Source organism: Agrobacterium sp. NPDC058088, assembly GCF_042885035.1.
Taxonomy (GTDB): domain Bacteria; phylum Pseudomonadota; class Alphaproteobacteria; order Rhizobiales; family Rhizobiaceae; genus Agrobacterium.
The window spans coordinates 635,013-659,656 of the sequence record NZ_JBHVSU010000002.1; the positions used below are offsets into that span (position 1 = coordinate 635,013).

Annotated in this window: 21 protein-coding genes; 11 read left to right on the forward strand and 10 right to left on the reverse strand. The window is 58.9% G+C overall.

Translation table 11 applies throughout. From position 1 onward, the window contains the following. Positions 1 to 4 precede the first annotated feature (4 nt). The 6 genes from fabG to gmk all read left to right on the forward strand — a co-directional run bounded on the left by fabG (position 5) and on the right by gmk (position 6,047). Positions 5 to 742, forward strand: a complete 738-nt coding sequence (gene fabG, locus ACFVTJ_RS08450; RefSeq protein WP_386906331.1) for a 3-oxoacyl-[acyl-carrier-protein] reductase — start codon at positions 5 to 7, stop codon at positions 740 to 742. A gap of 350 nt (positions 743 to 1,092) precedes the next feature. Beyond that, positions 1,093 to 1,329 carry an acyl carrier protein gene (locus ACFVTJ_RS08455; protein ID WP_003502080.1) on the forward strand — a complete coding sequence of 79 codons (237 nt, stop codon included), beginning with the start codon at positions 1,093 to 1,095 and terminating at the stop codon, positions 1,327 to 1,329. A 251-nt stretch (positions 1,330 to 1,580) separates the two neighbouring features. Next, positions 1,581 to 2,843, forward strand: a complete 1,263-nt coding sequence (gene fabF / locus ACFVTJ_RS08460) for a beta-ketoacyl-ACP synthase II (protein WP_386906334.1) — start codon at positions 1,581 to 1,583, stop codon at positions 2,841 to 2,843. Positions 2,844 to 3,205: 362 nt separating this feature from the next. Beyond that, the gene (gene mltG / locus ACFVTJ_RS08465) at positions 3,206 to 4,426 is read left to right on the forward strand and encodes an endolytic transglycosylase MltG (protein WP_386906336.1); all 1,221 of its coding nucleotides are present in this window, start codon (positions 3,206 to 3,208) and stop codon (positions 4,424 to 4,426) included. 65 nt (positions 4,427 to 4,491) lie between these two features. Next, on the forward strand, positions 4,492 to 5,379 hold the full coding sequence (locus tag ACFVTJ_RS08470) for a YicC/YloC family endoribonuclease (protein WP_386906338.1): 888 nt from the start codon (positions 4,492 to 4,494) through the stop codon (positions 5,377 to 5,379). Between the two features lie 5 nt (positions 5,380 to 5,384). Next, positions 5,385 to 6,047 (forward strand): guanylate kinase, encoded by a 663-nt coding sequence (gene gmk, locus ACFVTJ_RS08475; protein WP_386906340.1) that lies wholly within the window; start codon positions 5,385 to 5,387, stop codon positions 6,045 to 6,047. A 1-nt stretch (position 6,048) separates the two neighbouring features. Here the strand turns inward: gmk and ACFVTJ_RS08480 are convergent, their stop codons facing one another. The 7 genes from ACFVTJ_RS08480 to ACFVTJ_RS08510 form a co-directional block, all read right to left on the reverse strand. Continuing rightward, entirely contained in the window at positions 6,049 to 6,672 is a 624-nt protein-coding gene (locus tag ACFVTJ_RS08480; protein ID WP_386906342.1) for an alpha/beta hydrolase, read from the reverse strand. A gap of 67 nt (positions 6,673 to 6,739) precedes the next feature. Next, a complete protein-coding gene (gene rsmA, locus ACFVTJ_RS08485) occupies positions 6,740 to 7,570 on the reverse strand; it encodes a 16S rRNA (adenine(1518)-N(6)/adenine(1519)-N(6))-dimethyltransferase RsmA (RefSeq protein ID WP_386906344.1) in 831 nt (276 codons plus the stop codon). Further along, positions 7,570 to 8,592: a 4-hydroxythreonine-4-phosphate dehydrogenase PdxA gene (gene pdxA, locus ACFVTJ_RS08490; RefSeq protein ID WP_386906346.1), complete on the reverse strand. Its 1,023-nt coding sequence runs from the start codon at positions 8,590 to 8,592 to the stop codon at positions 7,570 to 7,572. The genes rsmA and pdxA overlap by 1 nt, the downstream gene beginning before the upstream one ends. A 26-nt stretch (positions 8,593 to 8,618) precedes the next feature. Further along, a complete protein-coding gene (locus ACFVTJ_RS08495) occupies positions 8,619 to 9,566 on the reverse strand; it encodes a SurA N-terminal domain-containing protein (protein WP_386906348.1) in 948 nt (315 codons plus the stop codon). Between the two features lie 294 nt (positions 9,567 to 9,860). Further along, a complete protein-coding gene (locus ACFVTJ_RS08500) occupies positions 9,861 to 12,242 on the reverse strand; it encodes an LPS-assembly protein LptD (protein WP_386906350.1) in 2,382 nt (793 codons plus the stop codon). Beyond that, the gene (gene lptG / locus ACFVTJ_RS08505; RefSeq protein WP_386906351.1) at positions 12,242 to 13,330 is read right to left on the reverse strand and encodes an LPS export ABC transporter permease LptG; all 1,089 of its coding nucleotides are present in this window, start codon (positions 13,328 to 13,330) and stop codon (positions 12,242 to 12,244) included. The genes ACFVTJ_RS08500 and lptG overlap by 1 nt, the downstream gene beginning before the upstream one ends. Beyond that, positions 13,327 to 14,496 carry an LptF/LptG family permease gene (locus tag ACFVTJ_RS08510; protein WP_386906353.1) on the reverse strand — a complete coding sequence of 390 codons (1,170 nt, stop codon included), beginning with the start codon at positions 14,494 to 14,496 and terminating at the stop codon, positions 13,327 to 13,329. The genes lptG and ACFVTJ_RS08510 overlap by 4 nt, the downstream gene beginning before the upstream one ends. Positions 14,497 to 14,793: 297 nt before the next feature. On the opposite strand from ACFVTJ_RS08510, the gene ACFVTJ_RS08515 reads away from it, so the two are divergent. The 3 genes from ACFVTJ_RS08515 to ACFVTJ_RS08525 all read left to right on the forward strand — a co-directional run bounded on the left by ACFVTJ_RS08515 (position 14,794) and on the right by ACFVTJ_RS08525 (position 17,933). Continuing rightward, positions 14,794 to 16,287 (forward strand): leucyl aminopeptidase, encoded by a 1,494-nt coding sequence (locus tag ACFVTJ_RS08515; protein ID WP_386906914.1) that lies wholly within the window; start codon positions 14,794 to 14,796, stop codon positions 16,285 to 16,287. Between the two features lie 25 nt (positions 16,288 to 16,312). Further along, complete coding sequence (locus ACFVTJ_RS08520) at positions 16,313 to 16,762, forward strand: DNA polymerase III subunit chi (protein WP_386906354.1); 450 nt, start codon at positions 16,313 to 16,315, stop codon at positions 16,760 to 16,762. A 142-nt stretch (positions 16,763 to 16,904) separates the two neighbouring features. After that, entirely contained in the window at positions 16,905 to 17,933 is a 1,029-nt protein-coding gene (locus tag ACFVTJ_RS08525; RefSeq protein ID WP_386906355.1) for a diguanylate cyclase, read from the forward strand. A gap of 32 nt (positions 17,934 to 17,965) precedes the next feature. Here the strand turns inward: ACFVTJ_RS08525 and ACFVTJ_RS08530 are convergent, their stop codons facing one another. Next, positions 17,966 to 18,892, reverse strand: coding sequence for a Gfo/Idh/MocA family protein (locus tag ACFVTJ_RS08530; protein ID WP_386906356.1), 927 nt, complete (start codon positions 18,890 to 18,892; stop codon positions 17,966 to 17,968). Positions 18,893 to 19,184: 292 nt separating this feature from the next. Here ACFVTJ_RS08530 and ACFVTJ_RS08535 point away from each other — a divergent pair, with 292 nt between their 5' ends. Together ACFVTJ_RS08535 and ACFVTJ_RS08540 are read left to right on the forward strand one after the other, a co-directional pair. Then, on the forward strand, positions 19,185 to 19,391 hold the full coding sequence (locus ACFVTJ_RS08535; RefSeq protein ID WP_386906358.1) for a hypothetical protein: 207 nt from the start codon (positions 19,185 to 19,187) through the stop codon (positions 19,389 to 19,391). A gap of 106 nt (positions 19,392 to 19,497) precedes the next feature. Next, complete coding sequence (locus ACFVTJ_RS08540; protein ID WP_386906360.1) at positions 19,498 to 21,438, forward strand: EAL domain-containing protein; 1,941 nt, start codon at positions 19,498 to 19,500, stop codon at positions 21,436 to 21,438. A gap of 48 nt (positions 21,439 to 21,486) precedes the next feature. Here ACFVTJ_RS08540 and ACFVTJ_RS08545 read toward each other — a convergent pair whose 3' ends face one another. Both ACFVTJ_RS08545 and ACFVTJ_RS08550 read right to left on the reverse strand, forming a co-directional pair. Then, the gene (locus tag ACFVTJ_RS08545) at positions 21,487 to 23,370 is read right to left on the reverse strand and encodes an ABC-F family ATP-binding cassette domain-containing protein (RefSeq protein ID WP_386906361.1); all 1,884 of its coding nucleotides are present in this window, start codon (positions 23,368 to 23,370) and stop codon (positions 21,487 to 21,489) included. Positions 23,371 to 23,439: 69 nt separating this feature from the next. After that, positions 23,440 to 24,486 carry a GGDEF domain-containing protein gene (locus ACFVTJ_RS08550; protein WP_386906363.1) on the reverse strand — a complete coding sequence of 349 codons (1,047 nt, stop codon included), beginning with the start codon at positions 24,484 to 24,486 and terminating at the stop codon, positions 23,440 to 23,442. Between the last annotated feature and the right edge of the window lie 158 nt (positions 24,487 to 24,644).

Below are 24,644 nucleotides of genomic sequence, written 5' to 3' on the forward strand. Positions count from 1 at the left end.
GGACATGTTTGATCTTACCGGCCGCAAGGCTCTCGTAACCGGTGCGACCGGCGGCATTGGCGAAGAAATCGCCCGCCTTCTGCACAGCCAGGGCGCAACCGTCGGCCTGCACGGCACCCGCGTTGAAAAGCTCGAAGCGCTGGCGGCGGAACTTGGCGAGCGCGTCAAGATTTTGCCCGCAAACCTTGCCGACCGCGCCGAAGTGAAGGCACTCGGCGAAAAGGCCGAAGCCGAACTGGAAGGCGTCGATATCCTCGTCAACAATGCCGGCATCACCAAGGACGGCCTCTTCGTGCGCATGAGCGACGAGGACTGGGACAACGTCATTGAAGTGAACCTGACGGCGATGTTCCGCCTGACGCGCGAGCTGACGCATCCGATGATGCGCCGCCGTTTTGGCCGCATCATCAACATCACCTCCATCGTGGGCGTCACCGGTAACCCCGGCCAGGCTAACTATTGCGCTTCCAAGGCCGGCATGATCGGTTTTTCGAAGTCGCTGGCGCAGGAAATCGCCACCCGCAACGTCACCGTCAACTGCGTGGCCCCGGGCTTCATCGAAAGCGCGATGACCGGCAAGCTGAACGACAAGCAGAAAGACGCCATCATGGGCGCCATTCCCATGAAGCGCATGGGTACCGGCGCAGAAGTCGCATCGGCCGTGCTTTACCTCGCTTCCAACGAGGCGGCCTATATGACCGGCCAGACCCTGCACGTCAACGGCGGCATGGCGATGATCTGACGGCACTTGTGACCGTCATAAAAGGATTGCGGCGCTGTTTAAGCACCTTCTTGGGTAGCTGGCGCCGCAAGGCCCCGCTTGCGGGTTTTCGGGGAAATTGCCTGTCATACGCTTTGCTTAGCGCGTTTTCAGGCTTTTCGACCGATTGAAACCATGTTAAGCGGGCCAAGACTGTGAACAGTCGTCCCGGAGAGACAGGAAGCCGTTGCGGTTTTGCGTGACGATGTCTAGCTTGGACCGGGTTGAACGGGTTTGCCAGCGGTGCCGGATTTGAACGGCGCATGAGGGCTTCTAACAGGGCAGGGTGCCGAAAGGCATTCCCTTTCAAAATAAAGGTCGAGGAAACCGACATGAGCGATATCGCAGAACGCGTAAAGAAAATTGTAATTGATCATCTTGGCGTTGACGCCGACAAGGTTGTCGAAGGCGCCAGCTTCATTGACGATCTGGGCGCTGATTCGCTCGACACCGTTGAACTGGTCATGGCTTTCGAAGAAGAATTCGGCGTCGAGATCCCCGACGACGCAGCTGACTCGATCCTGACCGTTGGCGACGCCGTCAAGTTCATCGAGAAGGCCCAGGCCTGATCGACCTTCATCGGGAAGGTAACAAATCTTCCCGTCTTGGCCCGGCTTGTCCGGGCCAATGTTTTATAGGCATGCGGTGGGTGCCCGAAAGGTGCGCTTTCCTGCTGTCGTAAGGGTGACAGGCCGCAACAACACTGCCTGTAACCTTCATGCAAAAAATTTAGACATACTGCAGCCTGCCGTGAGTGCCATCCCATGGTGTCTGGTGTTGCAGAAAGACCGATGATTTGGATAAGGGCGGAGCATTGGCGATGAGGCGTGTCGTTATCACCGGTACCGGCATGGTATCTCCTCTTGGATGCGGAACGGAAGTGACCTGGGAGCGGCTTTTGGCCGGCCAGAACGGTGCCCGTCTCGTGACTGAATTCGAGGTTGAGGACCTGCCCGCAAAGATCGCCTGCCGTATCCCCGTCGGCGATGGCTCCAACGGCACCTTCAATGCCGATGACTGGATGGAGCCCAAGGAACAGCGCAAGGTCGATCCATTCATCGTTTACGGCATGGCCGCCGCCGACATGGCGCTTGCCGACGCAAACTGGCATCCGGAAACGGACGAAGACCAGATCGCCACCGGCGTTCTGATCGGCTCCGGCATCGGCGGTCTGGAAGGCATCGTCGAGGCGGGCTACACGCTGCGCGACAAGGGCCCGCGCCGCATTTCTCCATTCTTCATTCCCGGCCGTCTGATCAACCTTGTATCCGGCCAGGTTTCCATTCGTCACAAGCTGCGTGGACCGAACCACGCCGTGGTTACCGCCTGCTCAACCGGCGCGCACGCCATTGGCGATGCAGCCCGTCTGATCGCGCTTGGTGACGCCGACGTCATGGTCGCCGGTGGCGCCGAGTCGCCGGTCTGCCGCATTTCGCTCGCCGGTTTTGCCGCCTGCAAGGCGCTCTCCACCCAGCACAATGACGATCCGCAAAAAGCCTCGCGCCCCTATGACCGCGACCGCGACGGTTTCGTCATGGGCGAGGGCGCTGGCATCGTCGTTCTCGAAGAACTCGAGCACGCCAAGGCGCGCGGCGCGAAGATTTACGCCGAAGTCGTCGGTTACGGCCTCTCCGGTGATGCCTACCACATCACGGCTCCCTCCGAGGACGGCGACGGTGCATATCGCTGCATGTCGATGGCGCTGAAGCGCGCCGGTCTGACGGCCGATGACATCGACTACATCAACGCCCACGGCACCTCTACCATGGCCGATACGATCGAGCTTGGCGCAGTCGAGCGGCTTGTCGGCGATTCGGCTTCGAAGATTTCCATGTCTTCCACCAAGTCGGCCACCGGTCATCTTCTCGGCGCGGCCGGTGCAATCGAAGCGATTTTCGCGACGCTTGCGATCCGCGATAACATCGTTCCGCCGACGCTGAACCTCGATAATCCCGATGTCGAGACGAAGATCGATCTCGTGCCGCACAAGGCGCGCAAGCGGCAGGTCAACGTGGCGCTCTCGAACTCCTTCGGTTTCGGCGGCACCAACGCCTCGCTGGTGCTGCGTCGTTACGAAGCATAATCGCGGCGGCGGTTTGCCGTCGCGATGGCGTCTGCGCCGCAAGCTGTCCATGGCGGTCGCGGCGTTCTCCTGCCGGACGCTGAGAAAATTGTTCTTTCCCTTGAACAACGCATTGCGGCTTGCGAAAGCCATTCCGATTTTCGCGCCGATATTGTAGTCGTTTATGGAAGGCGTTTGCCGGGTCGGGTTATTTCCGGCTGCGGGCGGCTTCCTCCATGGGCTTTGTCCTAAACGATGGCCGTGAAGCGCAATATCAGGGCTTCACGATATCTCCATGTGGTGCGGGACGGCATTCCGAACCTGTTTTTGCCGCATTACCTGCGCAAAAAGCGCTGACAACGCCGAACTGAAAAGGACCGACGGTGAGCGACACGAATCAGAACAGCCAGGGACCATACGGACAGAACGGTGCGGGCGAAGGCAATCGCGGCCCGATCATTCCGAAATCCCCGACGGAAGCCTTGCGGCCGGAAAAAGTCCCGGCGCCGCCCAAGCGCTCGCGCAAGGCCCACGGGCAGCTTGTGATCTTCCTGAATTTTCTGATGACGCTTGCCGTTGCCGTCTGTGTGCTGGCCATTGCCGCTTTCTATTATATGATCAATGCGTTCCAGGAGCCTGGTCCGCTTGAAACAAATACACATTTTACCGTCCGCAATGGTGCGGGCCTCATCGAGATTGCCAATAACCTCGAGCGCAACGACGTCATCTCGAACGCGCGCGTTTTCCGTCTGATGGCCGGCAGCTATCTGCAAAAGGACCAGACGCTGAAAACCGGCGAATATGAGATCAAGGCCGGCGCATCGATGAAGGATATCCTGCTGCTCCTGGAATCCGGCAAATCGATCCTTTATTCCGTGTCGCTGCCGGAAGGTCTGACCGTGAAGCAGATGTTCGCCCGCCTCGCCGCCGACGAGGTTCTGGATGGTGAACTTCCTGCCACGCTGCCCCCGGAAGGTAGCCTGCGTCCGGACACCTACCGTTTCACCCGCGGCACCAAACGTGAAGAAATCATCAGCCAGATGAGTGCAGCGCAGGACAAGCTGATCGACATGATCTGGGAACGGCGCGATCCCGACCTGCCGATCAAGACCGTCGAGGAATTCGTGACGCTCGCCTCGATCGTCGAGAAGGAAACCGGCAAGGATGACGAGCGCGCCCATGTCGCCTCCGTCTTCTATAACCGCCTGAAGAAGGGCATGCGCCTGCAATCCGATCCGACAATCATCTATGGCCTGTTCGGCGGCGACGGAAAGCCTTCCGATCGGCCGATCTACCAGTCGGACCTGCAGAAACAGACGCCGTTCAACACCTATGTCATCAAGGGCCTGCCGCCGTCTCCGATTGCCAATCCGGGCCGGGCGGCACTTGAGGCGGTCGCCAATCCATGGCGCACGGATGACCTTTATTTCGTTGCCGACGGCACCGGCGGCCACGTCTTTGCCAAGACGCTTGAAGAGCACAACGCCAATGTTCGCCGCTGGCGCAAGATCGAGGCCGAGAAGGCTGCATCGGGTGGTAATCCCGAAGTGATCGTGGACGGCCAACCGGGCGGCGCAGAGGCGGAAAAACCTGCCAACAACTGATAATCTCGACCGGGCCCTGTCATCCACAGGGCCCGGTTTTGTACGGCGTAAGGGGGCTTCCAGATATGACATTGCAATCGATGACCGGCTTTGCGCGCAGCGAAGGAACCTCCGGCCGTTACCGCTGGGCCTGGGAATTGCGTTCGGTGAACGGCAAGGGGCTCGATGTGCGTCTGCGTCTGCCGACCGGTCTTGAAACACTGGAAACGGCCTTGCGGGAAATCGCCGGCGAGCATCTTTCCCGCGGCAATATTCAGGCGGGTTTGACGCTGGCGATCGCGGAAAACCGGCTTGAGGCCGTGATCAATCGCGACGCGCTTGCCGCCGTTCTGGCGCTCAAGAAAGAGCTCGGTGATGTTGTCGATGACAAGCCGCTGAGCTTCGATACGTTGCTCACAATACGCGGTCTGGTCGATTTCCGCGAGGCGGAGGACGACGCAGAAGCGCAGGCATCGCGCAACGGTGACGTGCTCGCCGGTTTTGCCGCTGCCGCAGAGAAGCTGAAGAACATGCGTGAGCGGGAAGGGGCATCGTTGTTCGCCATCCTGTCCGGCCATATCAACCGCATTGAGCAGCTCGTGGACATCATCGAGAATGATCCGTCCCGCCAGCCTGAGCAGATTGCCGCACGGCTCGCCCAGCAGATCGCCCTCATTGGTGATGGCCTGCACGGGCTCGACCGTGACCGGCTGCATGCCGAGGCAGCGCTGATCGCCACCAAGGCGGATCTGCGTGAAGAGATCGACCGGCTGCGCGCCCATGTCCAGGCTTCCCGGGAACTCTTGGAGAATGGCGGCCCTGTCGGCCGCAAGCTCGATTTTCTTGCACAGGAATTTAACCGTGAGTCGAATACAATCTGTTCCAAATCGAATGCCAGTGCGGTAACCGCAGCGGGCATAGAGTTGAAAGTGGTGATCGACCAGTTTCGCGAGCAGGTCCAAAATCTGGAGTAGACCCCATGGTCCCGGTGAATAATTCTCCCGTCACGATTGCCCGCAGGGGGCTGATGCTGGTGATTTCTTCGCCATCGGGCGCAGGCAAATCCACAATTGCGCGCAACCTGCTCGAGAAAGACAAGAATATCAGCCTTTCCGTCAGCGTCACGACGCGCCCGCGCCGCCAGAGCGAGATCGAAGGCATCCATTACCACTTCATCTCCAAGCGCGATTTCGAGCGCATGCGCGACAATGACGAACTGCTGGAATGGGCCGAAGTTCACGGCAATTTCTACGGCACGCCCCGCGAACCCGTCGAGGAAGCCATGGCTGCCGGCCGCGACATGCTTTTCGATATCGACTGGCAGGGCGCCGAGCAGCTTCAGGACAAGATGAAAGCCGACGTCGTTTCCATCTTCATCCTGCCGCCGACCATGACCGAGTTGCAGTCACGCCTGCACCGCCGCGCCGAAGATACCGAGGAGGTCATCAAAACGCGCCTCCTCAACTCCCGTGCAGAGATCGAACACTGGCGCGACTATGACTATGTCATCCTCAACGACGACCTGCAGGCCGCGTTCGAAGGCATAGAAGCGATCGTCAAGGCCGAACGCGTCCGCCGCGACCGTCGCCACGGCATGTTCGACTTCGTGCGGGCCTTGCTGGAAGAAGAGCCGAAGCTCTGATTTACGCGATGAGCCCGCGCGCCAGCCATTGCCGTGACAATCGTTCGTCCGCCGCGTCTTCCGCCCAGCCGTGACCTGTATTGATCGTTTCGAGCACGGCATCAGCGCCGGCTGAGACCAGTTGCTCGGCCAAATACGGAGCATCGGAGGGGTGACGCCGGTCGTCGTTGACGCCTGCAAGCAGAAGTGCGGGATACCCCGCAAGGCTCGGAAGAGGCTGGTCTTTTCTCGGAGTTAACGGACGAAGCAGGATGGCGCCTTTCGACAGATGATGCGCCTGACATATGGTTTCAGCCGCGATGATCGCGCCGTTCGAGTATCCGACGAGAAGGGGTCTTTGCGCCGTCTGCTGACATACAAACGCAACGAAGCCGCACAGTCTGGTCGCCTGATGTTTCAGATCGTCGATATCGAGTTCTCTGTCGGGTTTTCTGCGAAAAAATGCGAAACCATTCTCCCAGGGAACAGCGCCCCTCGGCGCATATAAGACACCCTTGGGAAAGACGGCGCGGCCAAAAGAAATGAGGTCGTCTTCCGTTCGTCCCAATCCATGCAGCAAGATGACAACGCAATCGGGTGTTCCGGCGGGAATATCAAGCTTATAGTCAAAACCGGCACTCTCCACGCACTTGTTCCTCTATTCGCAGGTGGAACCTTTGCTACCGTTGGGAACGGCGACCATATGCCAGATGTTACAGGCAGTTCGCCAGCGTCACGAATTCCTCCACCGAGAGCGTTTCCGCCCGGCGCGTGGGATCGATACCGGCCTTTTCCAACAGCGTTTCCCCGCCAAGGCTTTTCACGCTCTGGCGCAGCATCTTGCGGCGTTGGCCGAAGGCTGCTTCGGTCACCCTCTCAAGCTTGGCAACGTCGCAGGGCAGCGGTTTGTCCTTCGGCAGCAGATGTACGACCGTCGAGGTTACCTTCGGCGGGGGGCTGAAGGCCTGTGGCGGAACGTCGAAGGCCATTTCCGAAACGGTGCGCCAGCCGGAGAGAACGCCGAGACGGCCGTAGTGATTATCGCCTTCTTCAGCCACGATGCGCTGCCCAACTTCCTTCTGGAACATCAGCGTCATCGAAAGCCAGAAGGGTGGCCACTCCCTCGGCAGCAGCCAGTTGACCAGCAATTGCGTTCCGACATTATAGGGCAGGTTGGCGATGATCCGCACAGGCTCACCGGCTGGAACCAGCGCCTCGAAATCCGTCTTCAGCGCGTCGCCTTCGATGACCTCAAGCCGTCCAGGATAATGGGTTTCGATTTCCGCAAGAACGGGCAGGCAGCGGCTGTCGCGCTCGACAGCGATGACCTTTTTCGCGCCGAGTGACAGAATGGCGCGGGTGAGGCCACCGGGACCGGGGCCGACTTCTATCACCGTTACGCCTTCGAGCGGCCCGGCCGTGCGGGCAATCTTCTGGGTCAGGTTGAGGTCGAACAGGAAGTTCTGTCCGAGCGATTTCTTCGCATCGAGCCCATGGCGCTGGATGACATCGCGCAGCGGCGGCAGTTCATCGATGGCGGCCATTACGCGCCAACCCGGCTGCGGGCGGAAATCTCCGCCGCCATCGTCAGCGCCGCCACGAGGCTCGCCTCATTGGCAATGCCCTGGCCGGCAATGCCAAAGGCGGTACCGTGGTCAGGCGACGTGCGGATGAAGGGTAGGCCGAGCGTGACATTGACCGAATCGTCAAAGCCGAGCGCCTTGGCGGGGATCAGCGCCTGATCGTGATACATGCACACCGCCACGTCATAACGCTTGCGGGCGGCATCGTGGAACATGGTGTCGGCGGGCAGGGGGCCGAAGGCGTCGATGCCGTCCTTCCGCAACCGTATGGTCGCCGGATGAACCACATCACGATCCTCGGTGCCCAGCGCGCCATCTTCACCCGCATGCGGGTTGAGACCGGCGACAGCCAGACGCGGGGCCGTTATGCCGAATTTTTCCCGCAGATCGGTATCGATAATCCGGCATGTCGTGACGATGAGCTCTTCCGTAAGCGCAGCGGGCACATCCTTTACCGGAATATGGATGGTGACCGGCACGACCCGAACCTTGGGGCCGGCAATCATCATCACCGGCGTCACCTGCCTGCCCGTCTGGCGCAGGGCGAGATCGGCCAGAAATTCCGTATGGCCGGGAAAACCGAAACCGGCTTCGTAAAGCACGGATTTCGCAATGGGATTGGTGACGACAGCTGCAGCCTTGCCTTCAATCGTCAGGGAAACGGCCGTCTCGATGGCCTTGATCGTCGCATGGGCAGCGCCGACATGCGGCTGACCCGCCTGCACTTCGAAGCCGACGGGAAGGGGAAGGATGGGGAAAGCGCGCTCGAACAGGCCGACGGCACTCTCCACGTCGCAGGTCTCTATATTGACCGGGACGCCGATCAGCGCCGCACGGCTTGCCACCACATCGGGATCGCCGATGAAGATGAAGGGCGGCACACCGTTCTCCCGGCGCTTGGCCCAGGCGTTGATGGCGATATCGGGGCCGATACCGGCTGGATCTCCCTGGGTCAGGGCAAGCGGCAGGGATGCATGTGTCACGGAAAGACCCGGTTCTTTTCTCAATATCAGGTGTTGACGATCTGCGCCTTCTTGCGCAGTTCCTCGATATATTTCTTTTCGTTCGGGTTTTCGCCGTCCTTGGCTTTCATCAGGTCTTCAGCCTTGAACACCATTTCCGCGGCATAATCGTCGGAAACCTGACGCTGCTTGCAGATGGCCAGATATTCGACACCCTTTTCGGTCACGCGCGTGCCGGTGGTGCCGCCTTCCTTGGTCTTCTCCACCAGTGCCTTCCAGTCTTCCGGCAGCTCCGGCGCGAGGATGCGGCCGAGATCCTTGATCGCTACGTCGCGCATGGTTGCTGCAAAGGTCATGGCCTGATCACAACCAGGATAACGCTTGCGCGAAGCTTCGGCCTCGGCCTTGCGTTTGCCGGTAATGGCGTTGCGTTTGGCTTCCGGGATGACGAAGATGACCTGTTGCAGGAAATATTCCGTGGTCACGGGCTTCTCGCCGCGTTCCTTCAGGCGGGTCACGAGGTCCTGGTTCGACATTTTGCCGCGTGCGCCGTAACGGGCGTTGACGAGGCGCGGCCAGCTCATCTGAACGGCGATGAAGGCCTTGAAATGATCGGCGCCGACACCGGCCTTGGCGAGGACCTGCGTCAGCTGCTCCGGCTTCATTTTGTTGTTGCCGGCGAAGCGGGCGAAGGCAGCATCGACATCCTGCGTGCTGACCGACATCTTGACGCGGGCGATTTCTTCACGTTTCAGCGCTTCATCGACAAGCTGCTCGCGGGCTTTCTCATTGAGATTGCCGGACTGGCGCTGCAGCTTCAGGAAGGCGACGCGTCTTGCAATGTCATCGTTGGTGATAGGTGTCTTGTTGACGACGATCTTGACGGTGCTGTCGGCGAGGGCCTGGCCGGTATAGGGCACAACGGCCATGGGAACGGCGAAAATCGCAAAGGCAAACGCAGCGCCACGCAAAGCCGACTTTCCGAAATTCATCATCTGTTTCTCCCTTTCGTCGGAGAGGATCCTTGCCCTCTTCCGCCAGTCTGTTCCGTCCGAAGCGGGAATATCAGAAATTCCCGGCATTTCAGACCTGCACCCGTCAACCCGCACTGCGAATTCGCCACGTATATATCACTGCGATCCGCAAAACGGCAATGTGTCGGTTTGTTGAAAGAAAACCTTCAAGGTTTCACGCCCGGCCGACATTGGCCTGTTGTTGCGGCAAAACCGTGACTTTACTGATCAAATGAAAAAAGGCAGACCACGATGCTGTGTGACCTGCCTTTCAACTCAGTAATTGTTTGGCTTCCAGCCGATATCCATGTCGTTCCAGTCTTCGTTTGCCGAACCGACACTGATGTCACCCAGCGTGCGGAAGGCCAGACGGGCGTTGATCGACCAGTCATTGGCGGCCTGGCGGCTGGAATTGATGTTGCCTTCGTCGGAATAGCTGACCGTCAAGATCGTGCATTCATCCTGATAGGCAATGCCGATGCGGCGTTCAGCGGCAAACTTACCGTTCAGATCGTAATTGATCGAGCCGAACAGCGACCAGTTGTCGTCCATGCGCAGCGAGCCGGAAGCCTGGATGATATCGCGGTTTTCGCTATAGCCATATTCCGGCTGTGCCTTGACCTGCGTATAGCTGAGCTTGCCGTTGATGCGGCGATCCGAATAGCTGATGCCCGTTTCAGACCGGTTGATTTCGAAATTGTCCTTGTCGAGACGCAGGCTCGAGGACAGCGAAAGACCGATCGGCGCGTCGAAGGCAGCCATGGCGACGTAATCCGAACGATCGGATTCGAGGCCGGAATTGGCGCCCACATTAAGGAGATCATAGGAGGCGAAGGAATTGTCGCCTGCCAGATGGAAGGACTGACCGGCAATGGCGCGAATGCCGTAACCATTGTCGAACGTGCCGTTATAGCGGAAGCCGAGATTGGCACGCGTACCACCTTCGATACGGTCGAAGCCGGAGAACTTGTCGCGCTCGAACAGGTTGGTGGCATCGAACACAAAGGCTTGCGAGTCCTCGTTCGGGAAACGACCGGAATATTGCTCGTTCGGCCGAACGAAAATCTGCGCGATGGGCTCGATCACGTGGCTGCTGTTGAGGGCCGTGAACAACCAGGGATAACGCACCTCAAGGCCACCGGTGACCATGCCGCGCAAGGCGGCATCGTCATGGATCATGCCCTCATAGGCATAGGATGTGCCGCCGGAGGTGAAGCTTGCCGCAGTCATGTCGGTCCACAGCGCGTCGCCGCGGGCAGCAAGGATCGGCGTGATCTGAAGACCGCTATCCATCGTGATGGTGCGCTTCCATTCCGCTTCCGTGGTCCAGCGCGTATAAGAGCCTTCCAGACCGTTGAAGCGCGGGAAGCCGCCCATCGCGTAGGAATCCTGCGTCGAACGGCTGATGCTCGTGAAGTTCGTGGTCAGCGAGAGTTCACCGCCATAGATCGGGTCCGGCAGGAAGTAACGATAGTCTACGACCGGATGAACGATCGCCTGCTTGCGTTCCTTGAGCTCGGAATTATCCGTGTCCTGAACGTTGAAGTAATAACCTCGGGCGTCAAAGCTGTTACGCTCGCCAGTACCGGTCAGATAAATCTGGTTGGTCTGGACGTCGTTCTTGTAGCCCTTGAGGCTATAGGTGCGCGAAAAGTTGTTGTCGGACTGCACCATGGCGTCCCAGCCGAAGGCCCAGCGCGGGTTGATGCTGAAATCACCCTTGGTTGCCACCATGCCGCGCTGATCGTTCAACGCGTCACTCGTTCCGGCGATGAAGGTGTCAGACGACTGCTGGCTGATGCCGGCAATCGTCAGCGTGTGCATGCCCGTCTCGAAACGCTGGCGCAACTCAGCCTGCAGAAGCAAGCCCTGTTTCGTGTAGTAGGTCGGTGTGACCGTCAAATCCGATGTATCGGACAGGACCTGGAAGTACGGAACGCCGAGACCAAAGCCAAGCTTGTTGGTCATGCTCATCTGCGGGAACAGGAAACCGGACTTCCGCTTTACCGTGTTGTCGGGAACCGTCATGAACGGCACGTAGGCAATCGAATGGCCGAAAAGCTGTAGGCGGGCTTTTTCCAGACGGATCGTATGCGTCTGTCCGTCCTGAATGACACGTTCCGCCTTGACCTGCCACAGAGGCGCCTTTTCCGGCCGCTCGGCACAGGGCAGACACGCGGTGTAGACGCCGTTGTTGAGGACCATCCGGTCGCCTTCGAGACGCTCGGCGCTCTCACCCGCGATACGGGTATTGTCCGTCGTCTCGACGCGCAACGCATTGACGAAGCCCTGACCGAAGTCGTCGGTGACGTCCATTTCGTCGGCATAGATCTTGTTGCCGCCCGGCTCGATCAGCTCGATGTTGCCATGGGCAATCACGCGGCCGGTCTGCTGGTTATATTCCACCTGCTGGGCAACCATGCGGTAGCCCGAATATTTCATGCGGACAACGCCCTTCGCGATGACGCGCTGGGAGTCACGATTATAGGTCAGTTCATTTGCTGTAAGCAGGAGTTTCGAATCGTCTTGGCTTGCCGACGCAAGCAACCCGCCCTGGCCAAAAGCGACCGGGCTTGATGCCAAATACGCGCACACAGCGGCACCCGTCAGAAGGGCCGTCCAAAGCCGCCTGATATTCCCGCGGTCAATTACCGCCACTAGCCGTCCTCCTGATGAAGCAGAATAGTTGCCCCCAATGCCAACGCCACGACGACTGGAACCCAGACCGCGACGGTGGGAGGGACAACGCCACCACTCCCGAATGCCCTTACGAGCACGGTTACTACATAAAGCACGAAGCCGGAAACGATTCCACCCAGAATCACGGAGCGCGATTGGGCGAAGCGGCTGAACTTTAATGAAACGGTCGCGGCGATCAAGGTCATCGCGACCAGAAGCAGGGGCGTCGATAGCAGGAAATGGTACTGCGTCTCAAGCGCCTTTGAAGATAGTCCAAAGGACTTTGCAACTTCGATTTTGTGAGAAAGGTCAAAGAAAGCAACGGTTTCCGTCTGCGTCATGCGCTCCTGGACGAATTCCCGTCTCAGATTGGTACTGATCCGCATGCTTTCTTGCCGAACTGGCACATGTCCGGCGCGGGTTTCCGAAACGCCGTTAAGAAGCCAGTAACCATCTTCCAATTTAGCCGACTTCGCATCCTTCCGCGAGACGATGTTTCCGTCCTTGTCGAGGTCGATCAGAACCACGTCGAGAAGCATCGTTCCGTTGTCTTCGAAGCTCTTGGCGCCGATGATCGTATCCTGGCCGCCGCTCGACTGGCGCATCCACGGAATGATCTGCTGCTGGCGTCCGCCGCCTGCTTCGTTGCGCAGACCGGCCTCCATGGCGAGAGACTTGTTCTGGCCCCATGCGGCGATGGGGTTGAGAACCATGACGGACAGGATGCCGATGAAGACGGCGCCGAGCACGAAGGGGAGGATGAATTGCCAGGCGGAAATGCCGGCGGCACGCGTCACCACCAGCTCGTAACGCCGGTTGAGCGAGATCAGCGTTGTCATGCCGACGAACAGCGCAATGAACGGTATCGTTTGCTGCAGGATCAGCGGCAGGCGAAGCGCCGTCAGGCCAAGTGCCGCCGGAACGGAATAACCGGGCAGGCCGGACATGCGCCGTGCCGTTTCGCTGAAGTCGGCAAGGTAAATGATCGAGGATACGCCGATCACGAACCAGATGGCGGTGATCAGATATCGTTTCAGGAAATACCGGGCGAGCGTATTGAAGATCATGCGTTACCGCTCCCCGGGGTTTTTGCCATCCGGCTGGAGAAGAGACGGCGCAGGCGTCCCGCCGCATCCGCGATCACATTCGGCATTTTCGGCTTGCGGCCGGTCATCAGCACGAAGGCAGCGGCTGCACCGCTGAGACCGGGCACGGCATAGACCAGCGGAATGAAGGCAGCGCTCTGCTTGACCTGATTGGTGACGTAAAATCCGAGCCAGCGCAGCATGAAGGCGGTCACCAGCGCGGCGACCATCGGATGCAGGCGCGCTTCGCGGTGCGACCGGGCGTCGGCGGCGATGGCAAGGGAAATCAGCGCGAAGGAAAAAGCGAACATCCAGTCCGACAGACGTTTGTGCAGCTCGCTGCGGAAGGTCTCCGGTGAGCGCTTGTAGCTTGCATTGTTCTCGTCCGGGGAGAGAAGGAAGCCAAGGCTCGCATCACCGGGTGAAAGCGACGGCTCCGAATCCTGCTTTTCCGACATGGTGGAAAGATCAAAGGCATAGGACAGGAACTTGACGATCGAGACCTTGCCGTCGGGCGTCTTCTGCTGCACTTCGCCGTCGCGCATGGTCAGCGACGTGCCGCTTTCATCGATCATGCCTTCCTTGGCATAATAGATGAGGTCGAAATTCGGATCGCGACGATCCGCCACGAACAGGCCCTTGAGGATACGGCCCTGTCGCTGGGCGATCTGCACGTAAAGGCCGTCCTGAATGGTGCGGAAGGTCTTTTCCTCGATTACCGAAGACAGGAGGTCGGCATAGGCGGCGGCCACCATCTGTCGCGCGGAGTTGCGGGCGGGCGGCTCGATGAAATTGGTGATGGTGAAGGAAAACAGGCTCAGAACGGCGGCCAGAATGAGAACCGGGCGATACATTACCGAACGCGGCGCGCCGGCCGCATCGATGATGGCAAGCTCGGAATCATTGTTCATCGTCGTGAAGATCTGGGTGATGCCGATGACAAGCGCGAAGGGCAGCACGACGGGAATGAGCGTCGGCAGGATCAACGTCGCGAGCGCCATGAAGGAGCCCATCGACTGTCCGGTATCGGTGACGAGATTGATTCTCTGGAGAACCTGGATGGTCCAGATGATGGCCAGCACCGGCAACAGCGCGACCAGAAACATCTGCGTTGTCCGCCGCAGGATATAGTTCTCGAGAAGCTTCATACGGCCCTGTTCGATATTGTTTTTTCGAGCGATCGCTCGCCGAATTTCCGCCTATCTAATCGCATCGTTGGCAATTGGCTATTCCGGCATGCTCACAAATATGTTTTGCGCGATGATTTTTCCACCGCCTGTGTCTTTTTGTGGAACAAGCTGTCGGTTTCATGACGTCATTTCGTCTTCCACAAAAATGCCTTTCCTTTGGCGACTGTGGGCCTTTAAAGAATGCGGGTTGCGCCCCGGGCCGAAAAGGCCATGATCATGCGCATCATGCAGATCGTCCAAGAAGAGCAGGAAAACATGTCCGCCAAATTCGATATTTCTTTCGCCAATTCCGCCTCGCTGGAAAATGCCCTGGCCATCGTGCTGCAGGCCTCGGGTGAGGCGCAGGCCGTCGCCGGTGCTTCCGAGGCCGATCCGGGCGGCGTCATCGAAAGGGCGTCGAAGATCTCAGGCTTTTCCGCAAAGTCGATGGCGACGCTCGACGTCATTGCGCCCCAGGGTTCGGCCGCCGACCGTCTGCTCGTCATTGGGCTTGGCAAGCCGTTGAAGCTGGTCGCCCATGACTGGCTGCGCGCCGGTGGCACCGCGGCTGCTCATTTCAAGAAGGCGGATAAGGTCGTCATCTATCTCGATGCCCCGGGCGTTGAGGTGGGCGCCGAGGCTGCCGCAGATTTCGCCCTCGGCCTCCTGCTGCGCGCCTATAGTTTTGATGCCTATAAGACCAAGAAAAAGTCCGACGACGAAAAGACCCCGAAGAAAGTCGATGTCACCATCGTAACCGCCGCCCATAAGAATGCGGAAAAGGCCTTTGCCGTGTCGGAAGCCGTTGCGGGCGGCGTGGTTCTGGCGCGCGATCTCGTCAACTTGCCGCCGAATGTGCTTGGGCCCGTTGAATTTGCCGAAAAGGCCGAGGAACTGCGCAAGCTCGGCGTCGATGTCGAAATTCTCGGCGAAAAGGAGTTGAAGAAGCTCGGCATGAACGCGCTTCTCGGTGTCGCACAGGGCTCGGCCCGCCCACCGCGGCTGGCGGTCATGCAGTGGAATGGTGGTTCCAAGAAGGATGAACCCATTGCCTTCGTCGGCAAGGGCGTCGTTTTCGACACCGGCGGCATTTCGCTGAAGCCCGGCCTTAACATGGAAGATATGAAGGGTGACATGGGTGGCGCTGCTGCCGTCACCGGCCTGATGCATGTGCTCGCGGCCCGCAAGGCCAAGGCAAACGTGATCGGCGTCATCGGCCTTGTCGAGAACATGCCCGATGGCAACGCCCAGCGTCCCGGCGATATCGTCACCTCCATGTCCGGCCAGACCATCGAGATCATCAATACCGATGCCGAGGGCCGGCTGGTTCTGGCCGATGCGCTCTGGTACACCAAGGATCGCTTCAACCCGAAATTCATGATCAACCTCGCCACGCTGACGGGCGCCATTACTGTTGCGCTTGGCAACCTGCAGGCCGGTCTTTTCTCCAACGACGACGAACTGGCCGCGCGTCTTGCGCAGGCGGGAGAGGTGACGGCGGAAAAACTGTGGCGCATGCCGCTCGGCAAGGATTACGACAAGATCATCGATTCCAAATTTGCCGACATGAAGAACAGCTCGGGCCGCCTGGCGGGCTCCGTCACCGCCGCGCAGTTCCTCAAGCGTTTCGTGGGCGAAACGCCGTGGGCACATCTCGATATTGCCGGCACCGCAATGGGGTCGCAGCTGACCGAAATCAACCAGTCCTGGGGCTCGGGTTACGGCGTGCGTCTGCTGAACGAACTCGTTCGTGCCCATTACGAAGATTGAAACGAGCGGGGCGGCACGTCTGCGAATGACTGAAATTCTGTTCTACCATCTGACGGAATCGAAGCTGGAGGACGCCTTGCCGCCTTTGCTCGAGAAATCGCTGGAGCGCGGCTGGAAGGTCGCGATCCAGACGGTGGACGAGGAGCGTCGCGATTTCCTCGATACGCATCTGTGGACCTTTCGCGACGATAGTTTCCTGCCGCATGCGACCGATGCATCATCAGTGCCGCAGAACCAGCCGATTCTCCTGACGGCATCGGACGAGAACGCCAACGCGGCAAGTGTCCGCTTTCTCGTCGATGGCGCCGAGCCGCCGGCGGTGGCGGCCTATGAACGCATCGTGTTCATGTTCGACGGATACGATGCCTACCAGCTCGAAATGGCGCGGAATCACTGGAAAAGGCTGAAAACAGAGGGGCATTCCCTGACCTACTGGCAGCAGTCGCCTGAAGGCCGTTGGCAGAAGAAGGCGTGACTGATCTCCCGCTCAGGCCACGTCTGCAGCGCGAAAGTGGCTGGTAAAAAATCGTATATGGTGCGGCTCACCGCTGTCGTTTTATGAACGCATGAAACATCTACGCTTTTAGACGCGTTATCAGCATGGAAAAGGATGTGTGATGGGAGGGATGATGCCACGACCGGATCTGGAGTTGGAGCGACTGGTAGCCGTGCGGTCGGTTGTGGCCTTCAAGAATGCGGAAACCGCCGAATTGAAAGCAATCTCACAACTGGCCCAGGGCGTATTCGGTGTCGCGCGTGCGGCGGTGCATATTCTGGATGAGGACTGGCTCCACATTGCCGAGCAGGCGGGGCTTCAATTTCAGGAATGCTCCCGTGACATCGCGATCTGCGACCGCGTGGTCGTTACGCAGAATGTTCTGACCGTTACGGATCTGACCGCCCATCCTGAATTCGGGTCTTTGCCTTACGTGAAGGGTGCGCCTGACCTGCGCTCCTACGCCGGCGCTCCGATCGAACTCGAGCCGGGTCTGGTCGTCGGCACTTTTTGTCTGCTCGACCCGCATGTGCGACAGTACACAGCTGCCGAGGTCGATAATCTCAAGTATTTTGCGACGCTTGCGGGCGCGCTGTTGAGATTGCAGAAGGCGAATTTCACGATGAGCCTTGCCGCTCGCGAATTGCGGGACGCGGCAATGACCGACCCGCTCACCGGCTTTTATAATCGCAAGGCCCTGGACGCGATCGTTGATCTGGAACTGGGTGCGGCCCTTTGCGAGAAGGATACGTTCGGCGTTCTTTATCTTGATCTCGACGGCTTCAAGACGATTAATGACACGCTTGGCCATGCGGCCGGAGACAGGGTGCTGGTCGAAGCCTCCGCCCGTATCCGCGATGCTATAAGAGCAGAAGATGTGGTTGTGCGCATGGGCGGCGACGAATTTGCAATATTCGTGCCGCGCCCGGATTCATCCACGCTCATCAGCGGCCTTGCCGAAAAACTACTCCACGCGTTTCGGCAACCGTTCCACGTCGAGGGCGAGAGCGTGCTGGCGCGTCTTAGTATCGGCGGCGCCATCGCGCCGCAGGCCGGCGCGGATCGCTCGACGCTGTTGCGAAGCGTCGACGAAGCGCTGTATCAGGCCAAAAAATCAGGGCGCGACCGTTTCGTCAGCCGCGCCCTCTAAAGGCATTATCCTTCGGAAAGCTTTCCCGCTTCTCAGTCGTAGAAGGAATCCACGAATTTGTGGCGGCCGAGCAGGAAGGCATCGGCCACATGGGTCAGCGGCGCGAGATCGACGTCGGAGCGGCCAGTCTTGATGATCTCGGCGAAGCGCTCGTAAAGGGCCGGATATTCCCGTTCCGGCTGAGAGAGTTTTTCCTCGCCGTTGATCGAGAGCTTCGCGCCCCCTTCCGAAAGCACCATTTGCCCTGCTGCCGTTTCGGCAACGATGTCCCAGCTCTGCTTGCCGGTCTGGCGCCAGTCGAATTCGGCATGGACAGGCATTTTCGTCACGTCGGAAAAATGCAGGTCGGCGGCGATCGGGGCGTCGCGGTTTTCCGGGAATTCCAGCGTCGCCTTGGTCAGGAACAGGGCGCGCGGCAGGATGTGGGTGATGATCGACAGTGCATTGATGCCGGGATCGAACACGCCGAGACCGCCGGCCTGCCAGATCCATGCCTGGTTTGGGTGCCAGTGGCGGACATCCTCTTTCCAGATGACATGCACGCTGTCGATTTTCGTCGAGGCCAGAAACGCCTTTGCCGCCTCGACTGCCGGCGCATAACGGGAATGCCAGCTGGCAAACAGCGAAAGACCTTTCGAGTCCGCCAGACGAACGAGATCCTGCACCTCCGAAAGTGTCGCGCCCGGTGGCTTTTCGAGGAAAACATGCTTGCCGGCATTCAGCGCCGCATAAGCCGCCTCGTAACGATATTGCGGGGGCATGCACAGCGACACCGCATCGATTGCCGGTTCCGCCTCCAGCATGGCCTCGATGGTGCCATAGAAAGAAACACCATCCACGGTGCCGTGGCGGCTTGCGGTGCAGATCAATTCGAAATCCGGATTGCCTGCGATGGCGGGAAGATGCTGGTCGCGAACGATTTTGCCGACGCCGACGATGGCAAGCTTGGTTGCTGACATGGAGAGAAACCCGTGTGTGAGTGCTGTCTGAGATAAAGTGTGATTTTTACAGGTTTTTAGCAGAAACGCCCGAAGGAGCAAGGCGATCGTTTCGGCGCGAATGGTCTTTCCAGAAAGCGCGACATCTCGACAGTGACTTCGCATTTCTGCGTGACCTGAAATATATGGCAATTAATAATGCATTTTTAATTGAATTTTCCATTTTGGTGGCTGTTTAAATGAAGTATTTAATGTATATTTCCAACTTATTCGAGTTTTATTTTTCTAAAATAAATATATCAGAGATCGAGTTGTGGCGATTTTGTTTAAATCTGACCGTTTTTTCGGCATCGTTCAGAAAGTCGACGGAATAAACCGCCAATTCAATACGTATGGGCTGATTTCCGGCGTCTTCCTCTACAATCTCTACATATTGATGGATGTGCTGGCCTCCGGCCATATGGACGCGATTGCCGGGCCAACAGGACTTTATGACGCCGAAGCCGCGATGTCGGCATAGGCGGCTGAAGGCTGGGCGATGTTTGATAAGTCCCGCACGGAGCGGGAGTTGTGAAGTCCATGAACCGGAATTCCGGTGCCACAACACATAATGACAGGTAATGCAGATGATGGAATTGATCGCCGCACAAGCGGCAGCATCCGCTGCCGAACTTCCCTTCCTCCTGCTTCAGGCGGCAGCCGTTGTCGGCATGGTGTCCGTGCTGATTCTCCTCCGGCGAAACATCGCGCTCGAGGATCCCCGCTATAAGATCTATTATGGCATCGTGTTCGGCATGGCGGGGTTTCTGCTCGCGATGCTGGTTTCCGAATTCATCAAACTGCCCTCCAAGCCCTACATCCGCACAGAATTGCTGTTTCTTGCGGGGCTGCTGGGCTCATGGCAAGGCGGGCTGATCACCTTGGTTCTGGTGGCGCTCGGGCGATATGTCTTTGGCGGTCCCGCGCTGTTTGTTGCGGCCTTGCAGGACATGGTCGTCATTTCGGCCTGTGGCATCGCCATGTATGGCTGGATGCGCAACCGGCGTCTCGCCGATATTGGAAACCGGGATATTCTTATCGTTTGCGCGGCCAGATTCTTGACTGCACTTCTGGCCATTACAATTTCGTTCGCGCTGGGTCTGATCGATCAGGCACTGTTCGTCAGCGCACTCGGTCGCCGGACGGTAGGCGCCGCCTCCATTGGTCTGCCGATGATCGTCTGCCTGTTCATCCTGCTGCGCAGCGAGGCGCGGGGCCGGGAAGAGGCAAGGAAACGAGAGGAGGCAGCAAGAACGGATTCGTTGACTGGTCTGCCCAACAGGCGGGCCCTCAAGGACCATGTGGAAACAGTCATGCGGCAGGAATCGGCGGTTCCGCACGCCCTTGTTCTGATCGAGATCGTCAATATTGCCGATGTCGCCGCTTGCGAGGGAGAAGACTGGAGCGATCTTTTCTGGCCCCGGCTGGCGCGGGAGATCTGCGACGGGGACTACGGCGTCCTTTGCGACACCAATGCGCCCTGTAGCTTCATGTTCGGCGATACGACACTCGCAGTCGTCATGCAGGCGATTTCTCTTGAGAAGTCCGAAAGTACGAAACTCATAATGCGTCTGCATGAGGGTTTGAGCACGTTTTGTCGTTCGGCGGAGGCAGGGCCGGTCCCGCATCTCAAAATCGGCGCGGCAAATCTGGACAAGCTTTCGCAACGGAACGTCGCCTCCTTCCTCAGGCACCTCAGCCTAGCGCTCAAGGGAAGCGATCATCCGGTGCAGATTTTCCCCTTCTCCTTTGCCGAAAAAGCCACACGCGACGAGGCGGTGCGGCAGATGCTCGTCAACTGGATCAAAACCGGGCGGCCACCCATCTGCTACCAGCCAAAATTCGAAATCCGCAATCGCCGAATGATCGGAGCCGAGGCTTTGTTGCGGGCGGTCGATGCGCGGGGGCAGGCGCTTTCGCCCTATTACGTGCTTGAAATTGCAGAACGTCACCGGCTATTGGCGGATTTCGAATGGTCGACGATCGAGGCAGTGACGAATGATCTTCGTGACCTCCATGGGCTCGAGGCGGATTTCCATCTGGCGGTCAATATATCCGCTTCTTCTTTTGCAACGGTGCATTTCGCTGACCGCGTCGTGGCGCTGCTTCAGGATATTGCGGTGCCGGCGCATCGCCTGTCGATCGAAGTGACGGAAATGAGCAAGATACCGACGACGGATGTCGTGCAGCAGAATTTCGATGCTTTGATTGCCGCAGGCGTGCGGCTCGCGCTGGATGATTTCGGAACGGGTTATGCCGCGCTGACCTTGCTGGCGCGCTTCCCATTCGAAGAAGTCAAGATCGACCACTGGATGACGTCGAGGCTCGATCAATCGCGGTTCAGGGACGCTATAGCGCTCGCTTTCGAAAGCGCCGAGCGTTACGGCGCAAAGCTGGTAACGGAAGGCATAGAAACCGAAGAGCAGAGCCGGCTGCTCATGCAGATGGGCATACGCTTCGGGCAGGGTTATCTTTATTCCCCTGCTGTGCCGCTTGCGCGGCTGCAGTCCCGCCGGGCGTGCGCCTAGCTTGCCTTCATGGAAGCTACGGCGCGGTGTACGCGATGACGGTGCCGCTCAGCCCGCCATCGCATCCTCATATTCGCTGGAAAGCAGCAGCCATTGCTCTTCCGCATCGGAGAGCTTTGCAGCGGCCTCACCACGTTCCTTCACTTTCTGGGCAGCCTTCGCAGGGGCCTTTTCATAAAGGGCCGGATCCGCCAGCTCCTTGTCGAGCGACTGAATCAGTTTCTCAAGCTTTGCCGTCAGGGATTCGATTTCATTGATCTTTTTCTTGAGCGGCGCCAGCTGGGCGCGCTTTTCCGCATTGGCCTTGCGCTGGTCGGCCTTGGAAGCCTGATCGGGAGCGGCCTCGGTCTTGTCGTCCTTCTTCCGGCCGGAGGAAACGACGAGGTCGCGATATTCCTCCATGTCGCCTTCGAAGGACTTGACCGTGCCGTCGGCCACCAGCCACAGCCGGTCCACCGTCGCCTCGATCAGGTGGCGGTCGTGCGAGATGAGGATGACGGCACCGTTATAGTCATTCAGCGCCTCGATCAGCGCGCGGCGGCTGTCGATATCGAGGTGGTTGGTCGGTTCGTCGAGGATCAGCAGGTTCGGCGCATGGAAGGCCGCAAGCCCCATCAGCAGGCGAGCTTTTTCGCCACCGGACAAGTCCTTCGCCGCCGTCGCCATTTTTTCCGTCGCAAGACCCATCTGCGCCACGCGTGCACGCACCTGCGCTTCCGGTGCCAGCGGCATCAGTTTGCGCACATGTTCGACGGGCGTTTCATCCGGCACGAGATCGTCCAGCTGGTGCTGCGCGAAGAAGCCGATCTTAAGCCCGGGAGCCACACGAAGATCGCCCGCCTGCGGAGCAAGCCGGCCGGAGATGAATTTCGCGAAGGTGGACTTACCGTTGCCGTTCGAGCCGAGCAGCGCGATGCGGTCGTCATTGTCGATCCTGAGATTGAGCTGCTTCAGGATGGATTTGCCCGGCTCGTAACCGACGGCGCCGCCATTGATGGCGACGATGGGGGATGCGGGCTGCTTTTCCGGCTCGGGGAAGGTGATAGGCTGGACATGATCTTCGATCACGGCGGCAACCGTGCCCATGCGCTCCAGCGCCTTGATGCGGCTCTGCGCCTGCCTGGCCTTGGTGGCCTTGGCGCGGAAACGGTCGATGAAGCTTTGCAGGTGCTTGCGCGCGGCGTCATTTTTTGCCTTCGCCTTCATCTGCAATTCGTCGTTTTCGGCCTTCTGGCGCTCGAACTGATCGTAGCCGCCGCGATAGAAGGTCAGTTTCTTCTGGTCCAGATGCACGATGGAGTTGACGGCATTGTTGAGGAGATCGCGGTCATGGCTGATGATGATGACTGTATGCGGATAACGCCTGATGTAATCTTCCAGCCAGAGCGTGCCTTCGAGATCGAGATAGTTGGTCGGTTCGTCCAGAAGCAAAAGGTCAGGTTCGGCAAACAGCACGGAGGCAAGCGCCACGCGCATGCGCCAGCCGCCGGAGAAGGAAGAGGCGGGGCGAAGTTGTGCCTCGTGATCGAAACCGAGACCGGCAAGAATGCTCGATGCACGGGCTTCGGCCGAATGGGCGTCGATATCAACAAGCCGCATCTGGATTTCGGCGATGCGGTGCGGATCGGTTGCGGTTTCCGCCTCGGCCAGAAGCGCGCTGCGCTCCTTGTCGGCGGAAAGCACGATGGAAATCAGCGATTCTTCCGTGCCCGGTGCTTCCTGGGCCACCTGGCCGATGCGCGCTTGCTTCGGGATCGTTACCGAACCGCTTTCCGCCGAAAAGTCGCCGGTGATGACGCGGAACAGGGTGGATTTGCCGGCGCCATTGCGGCCAACAAGGCCCACCTTCACGCCGGCGGGAAGCGTCACGCTGGCATGGTCAAGAAGCAGACGCCCGGCGATGCGGGCGGAAAGATCGGTAATCGTAATCATGGCGCCGTTTTGGCCGAACTGTCCGGCCAAGGCAAGAGCGCCCGCGCCACACTATAACAGAATGCCGCTTCAGGAGCCGAGTTGCGCCAGATAGCTGTTGCGGCTGTGCTGCGCCACCTCCCGCGAGTAGCCGACAACGCAGTTGCGCGTGCCGCTGCGGGCCGAAAGCAGGGCGAGTTCGGCCTGGCCGAAAAATTCGGCGGGCGTGGCGGCACCGTCCACTTCCGCAACGCCAATTGAAACCGTCAGATGCTCGCCATCGCCGCTGCTGGTCGCGAAGCGCAGGGCCTCCACGCTTTGCCGCAGCCGCTCGGCAATGGCCTCAGCCGTGTTCTGCGGCACCCCGGTAAACAGAAACGCGAATTCGTCGCCACCGATACGAGCGACGAAATCGTCCTTCTTGATGGTCTTGCGAAACAGCGCGGCGAGCCGTCGCAGCGCCTTGTTGCCGGCGGAAGAGCCGTATTTGCCGTTGATTTCGCGGAAATGATCGATGTCGAGCAATACCAGCGAGGTGGCGGAAGCGGCCCGTTCCTTCGCAAAGAGGGTGCCGAGCTTTTCCAGAAAGGCTGCCCGGTTGGGAAGCGCCGTCAAGCTGTCGCGCAGCGAAGCCGCTTGAAGTTCCATCCGGTTTCTTTCGGCTTCGCGGATTTTCACCAGTCCCATGGCAATGAAATGCCGAAGGCTCGTCTGTTCCTCGCGAATATCGCCCAAAAGCTCGAGGAAACGTTCCGATACCGGCGGTTCACCATCCCCGTCGTGCTGGAGGCCGTCCATGAAAGTCGCGGTACGTTGAAGGCTCGCCTCCAGCCGCGCGGAAATCTGCGTCAGCGTATCGAAGGCTGCGCTGGCCATCTGTTCGGCCTCGATCCGGGAAAAGCCGGGCAGATTGTGCCGCTGGCCGATAAGATCGATCTCGTGCTGCTGTGGCGCGTTGCCGAGCGCGAGAATGTCGCGACCCATCGCCGGGTTATGACCCGACAATATTTCGTATATCAGTTCATAATTGCGCGGCAACGGTGCAATGTTCATCTTGGCGATGAACTGGGTGATTTTTGTAACGACAAGAGAACTTCTCGCCTGATCACGTTTTTTATCGCCCGCCGATGTCGTCACTGACAGCCCCAAACCCGAGAAATTATTATGAATAGACCGGCAATAACCGATTGTTGAATGGCGTTATTCTTACAAGCAACGGTTTAAAATTGATTGAATTAGGAAAAATTGTAGCGCTGCGAAGTGAAAAATTTCACGTCGGATAGACGCACGGACCC

Bases quoted from the DNA above. Each gene is read 5' to 3' on its own strand.
- fabG (WP_386906331.1), top strand. From the start codon at position 5: ATGTTTGATCTTACCGGCCGCAAGGCTCTCGTAACCGGTGCGACCGGC.
- ACFVTJ_RS08455 (WP_003502080.1), top strand. From the start codon at position 1,093: ATGAGCGATATCGCAGAACGCGTAAAGAAAATTGTAATTGATCATCTT.
- fabF (WP_386906334.1), top strand. From the start codon at position 1,581: ATGAGGCGTGTCGTTATCACCGGTACCGGCATGGTATCTCCTCTTGGA.
- ACFVTJ_RS08470 (WP_386906338.1), top strand. From the start codon at position 4,492: ATGACATTGCAATCGATGACCGGCTTTGCGCGCAGCGAAGGAACCTCC.
- gmk (WP_386906340.1), top strand. From the start codon at position 5,385: ATGGTCCCGGTGAATAATTCTCCCGTCACGATTGCCCGCAGGGGGCTG.
- rsmA (WP_386906344.1), bottom strand. From the start codon at position 7,570: ATGGCCGCCATCGATGAACTGCCGCCGCTGCGCGATGTCATCCAGCGC.
- ACFVTJ_RS08495 (WP_386906348.1), bottom strand. From the start codon at position 9,566: ATGATGAATTTCGGAAAGTCGGCTTTGCGTGGCGCTGCGTTTGCCTTT.
- lptG (WP_386906351.1), bottom strand. From the start codon at position 13,330: ATGATCTTCAATACGCTCGCCCGGTATTTCCTGAAACGATATCTGATC.
- ACFVTJ_RS08510 (WP_386906353.1), bottom strand. From the start codon at position 14,496: ATGAAGCTTCTCGAGAACTATATCCTGCGGCGGACAACGCAGATGTTT.
- ACFVTJ_RS08515 (WP_386906914.1), top strand. From the start codon at position 14,794: ATGTCCGCCAAATTCGATATTTCTTTCGCCAATTCCGCCTCGCTGGAA.
- ACFVTJ_RS08520 (WP_386906354.1), top strand. From the start codon at position 16,313: ATGACTGAAATTCTGTTCTACCATCTGACGGAATCGAAGCTGGAGGAC.
- ACFVTJ_RS08525 (WP_386906355.1), top strand. From the start codon at position 16,905: ATGGGAGGGATGATGCCACGACCGGATCTGGAGTTGGAGCGACTGGTA.
- ACFVTJ_RS08530 (WP_386906356.1), bottom strand. From the start codon at position 18,892: ATGTCAGCAACCAAGCTTGCCATCGTCGGCGTCGGCAAAATCGTTCGC.
- ACFVTJ_RS08540 (WP_386906360.1), top strand. From the start codon at position 19,498: ATGATGGAATTGATCGCCGCACAAGCGGCAGCATCCGCTGCCGAACTT.
- ACFVTJ_RS08545 (WP_386906361.1), bottom strand. From the start codon at position 23,370: ATGATTACGATTACCGATCTTTCCGCCCGCATCGCCGGGCGTCTGCTT.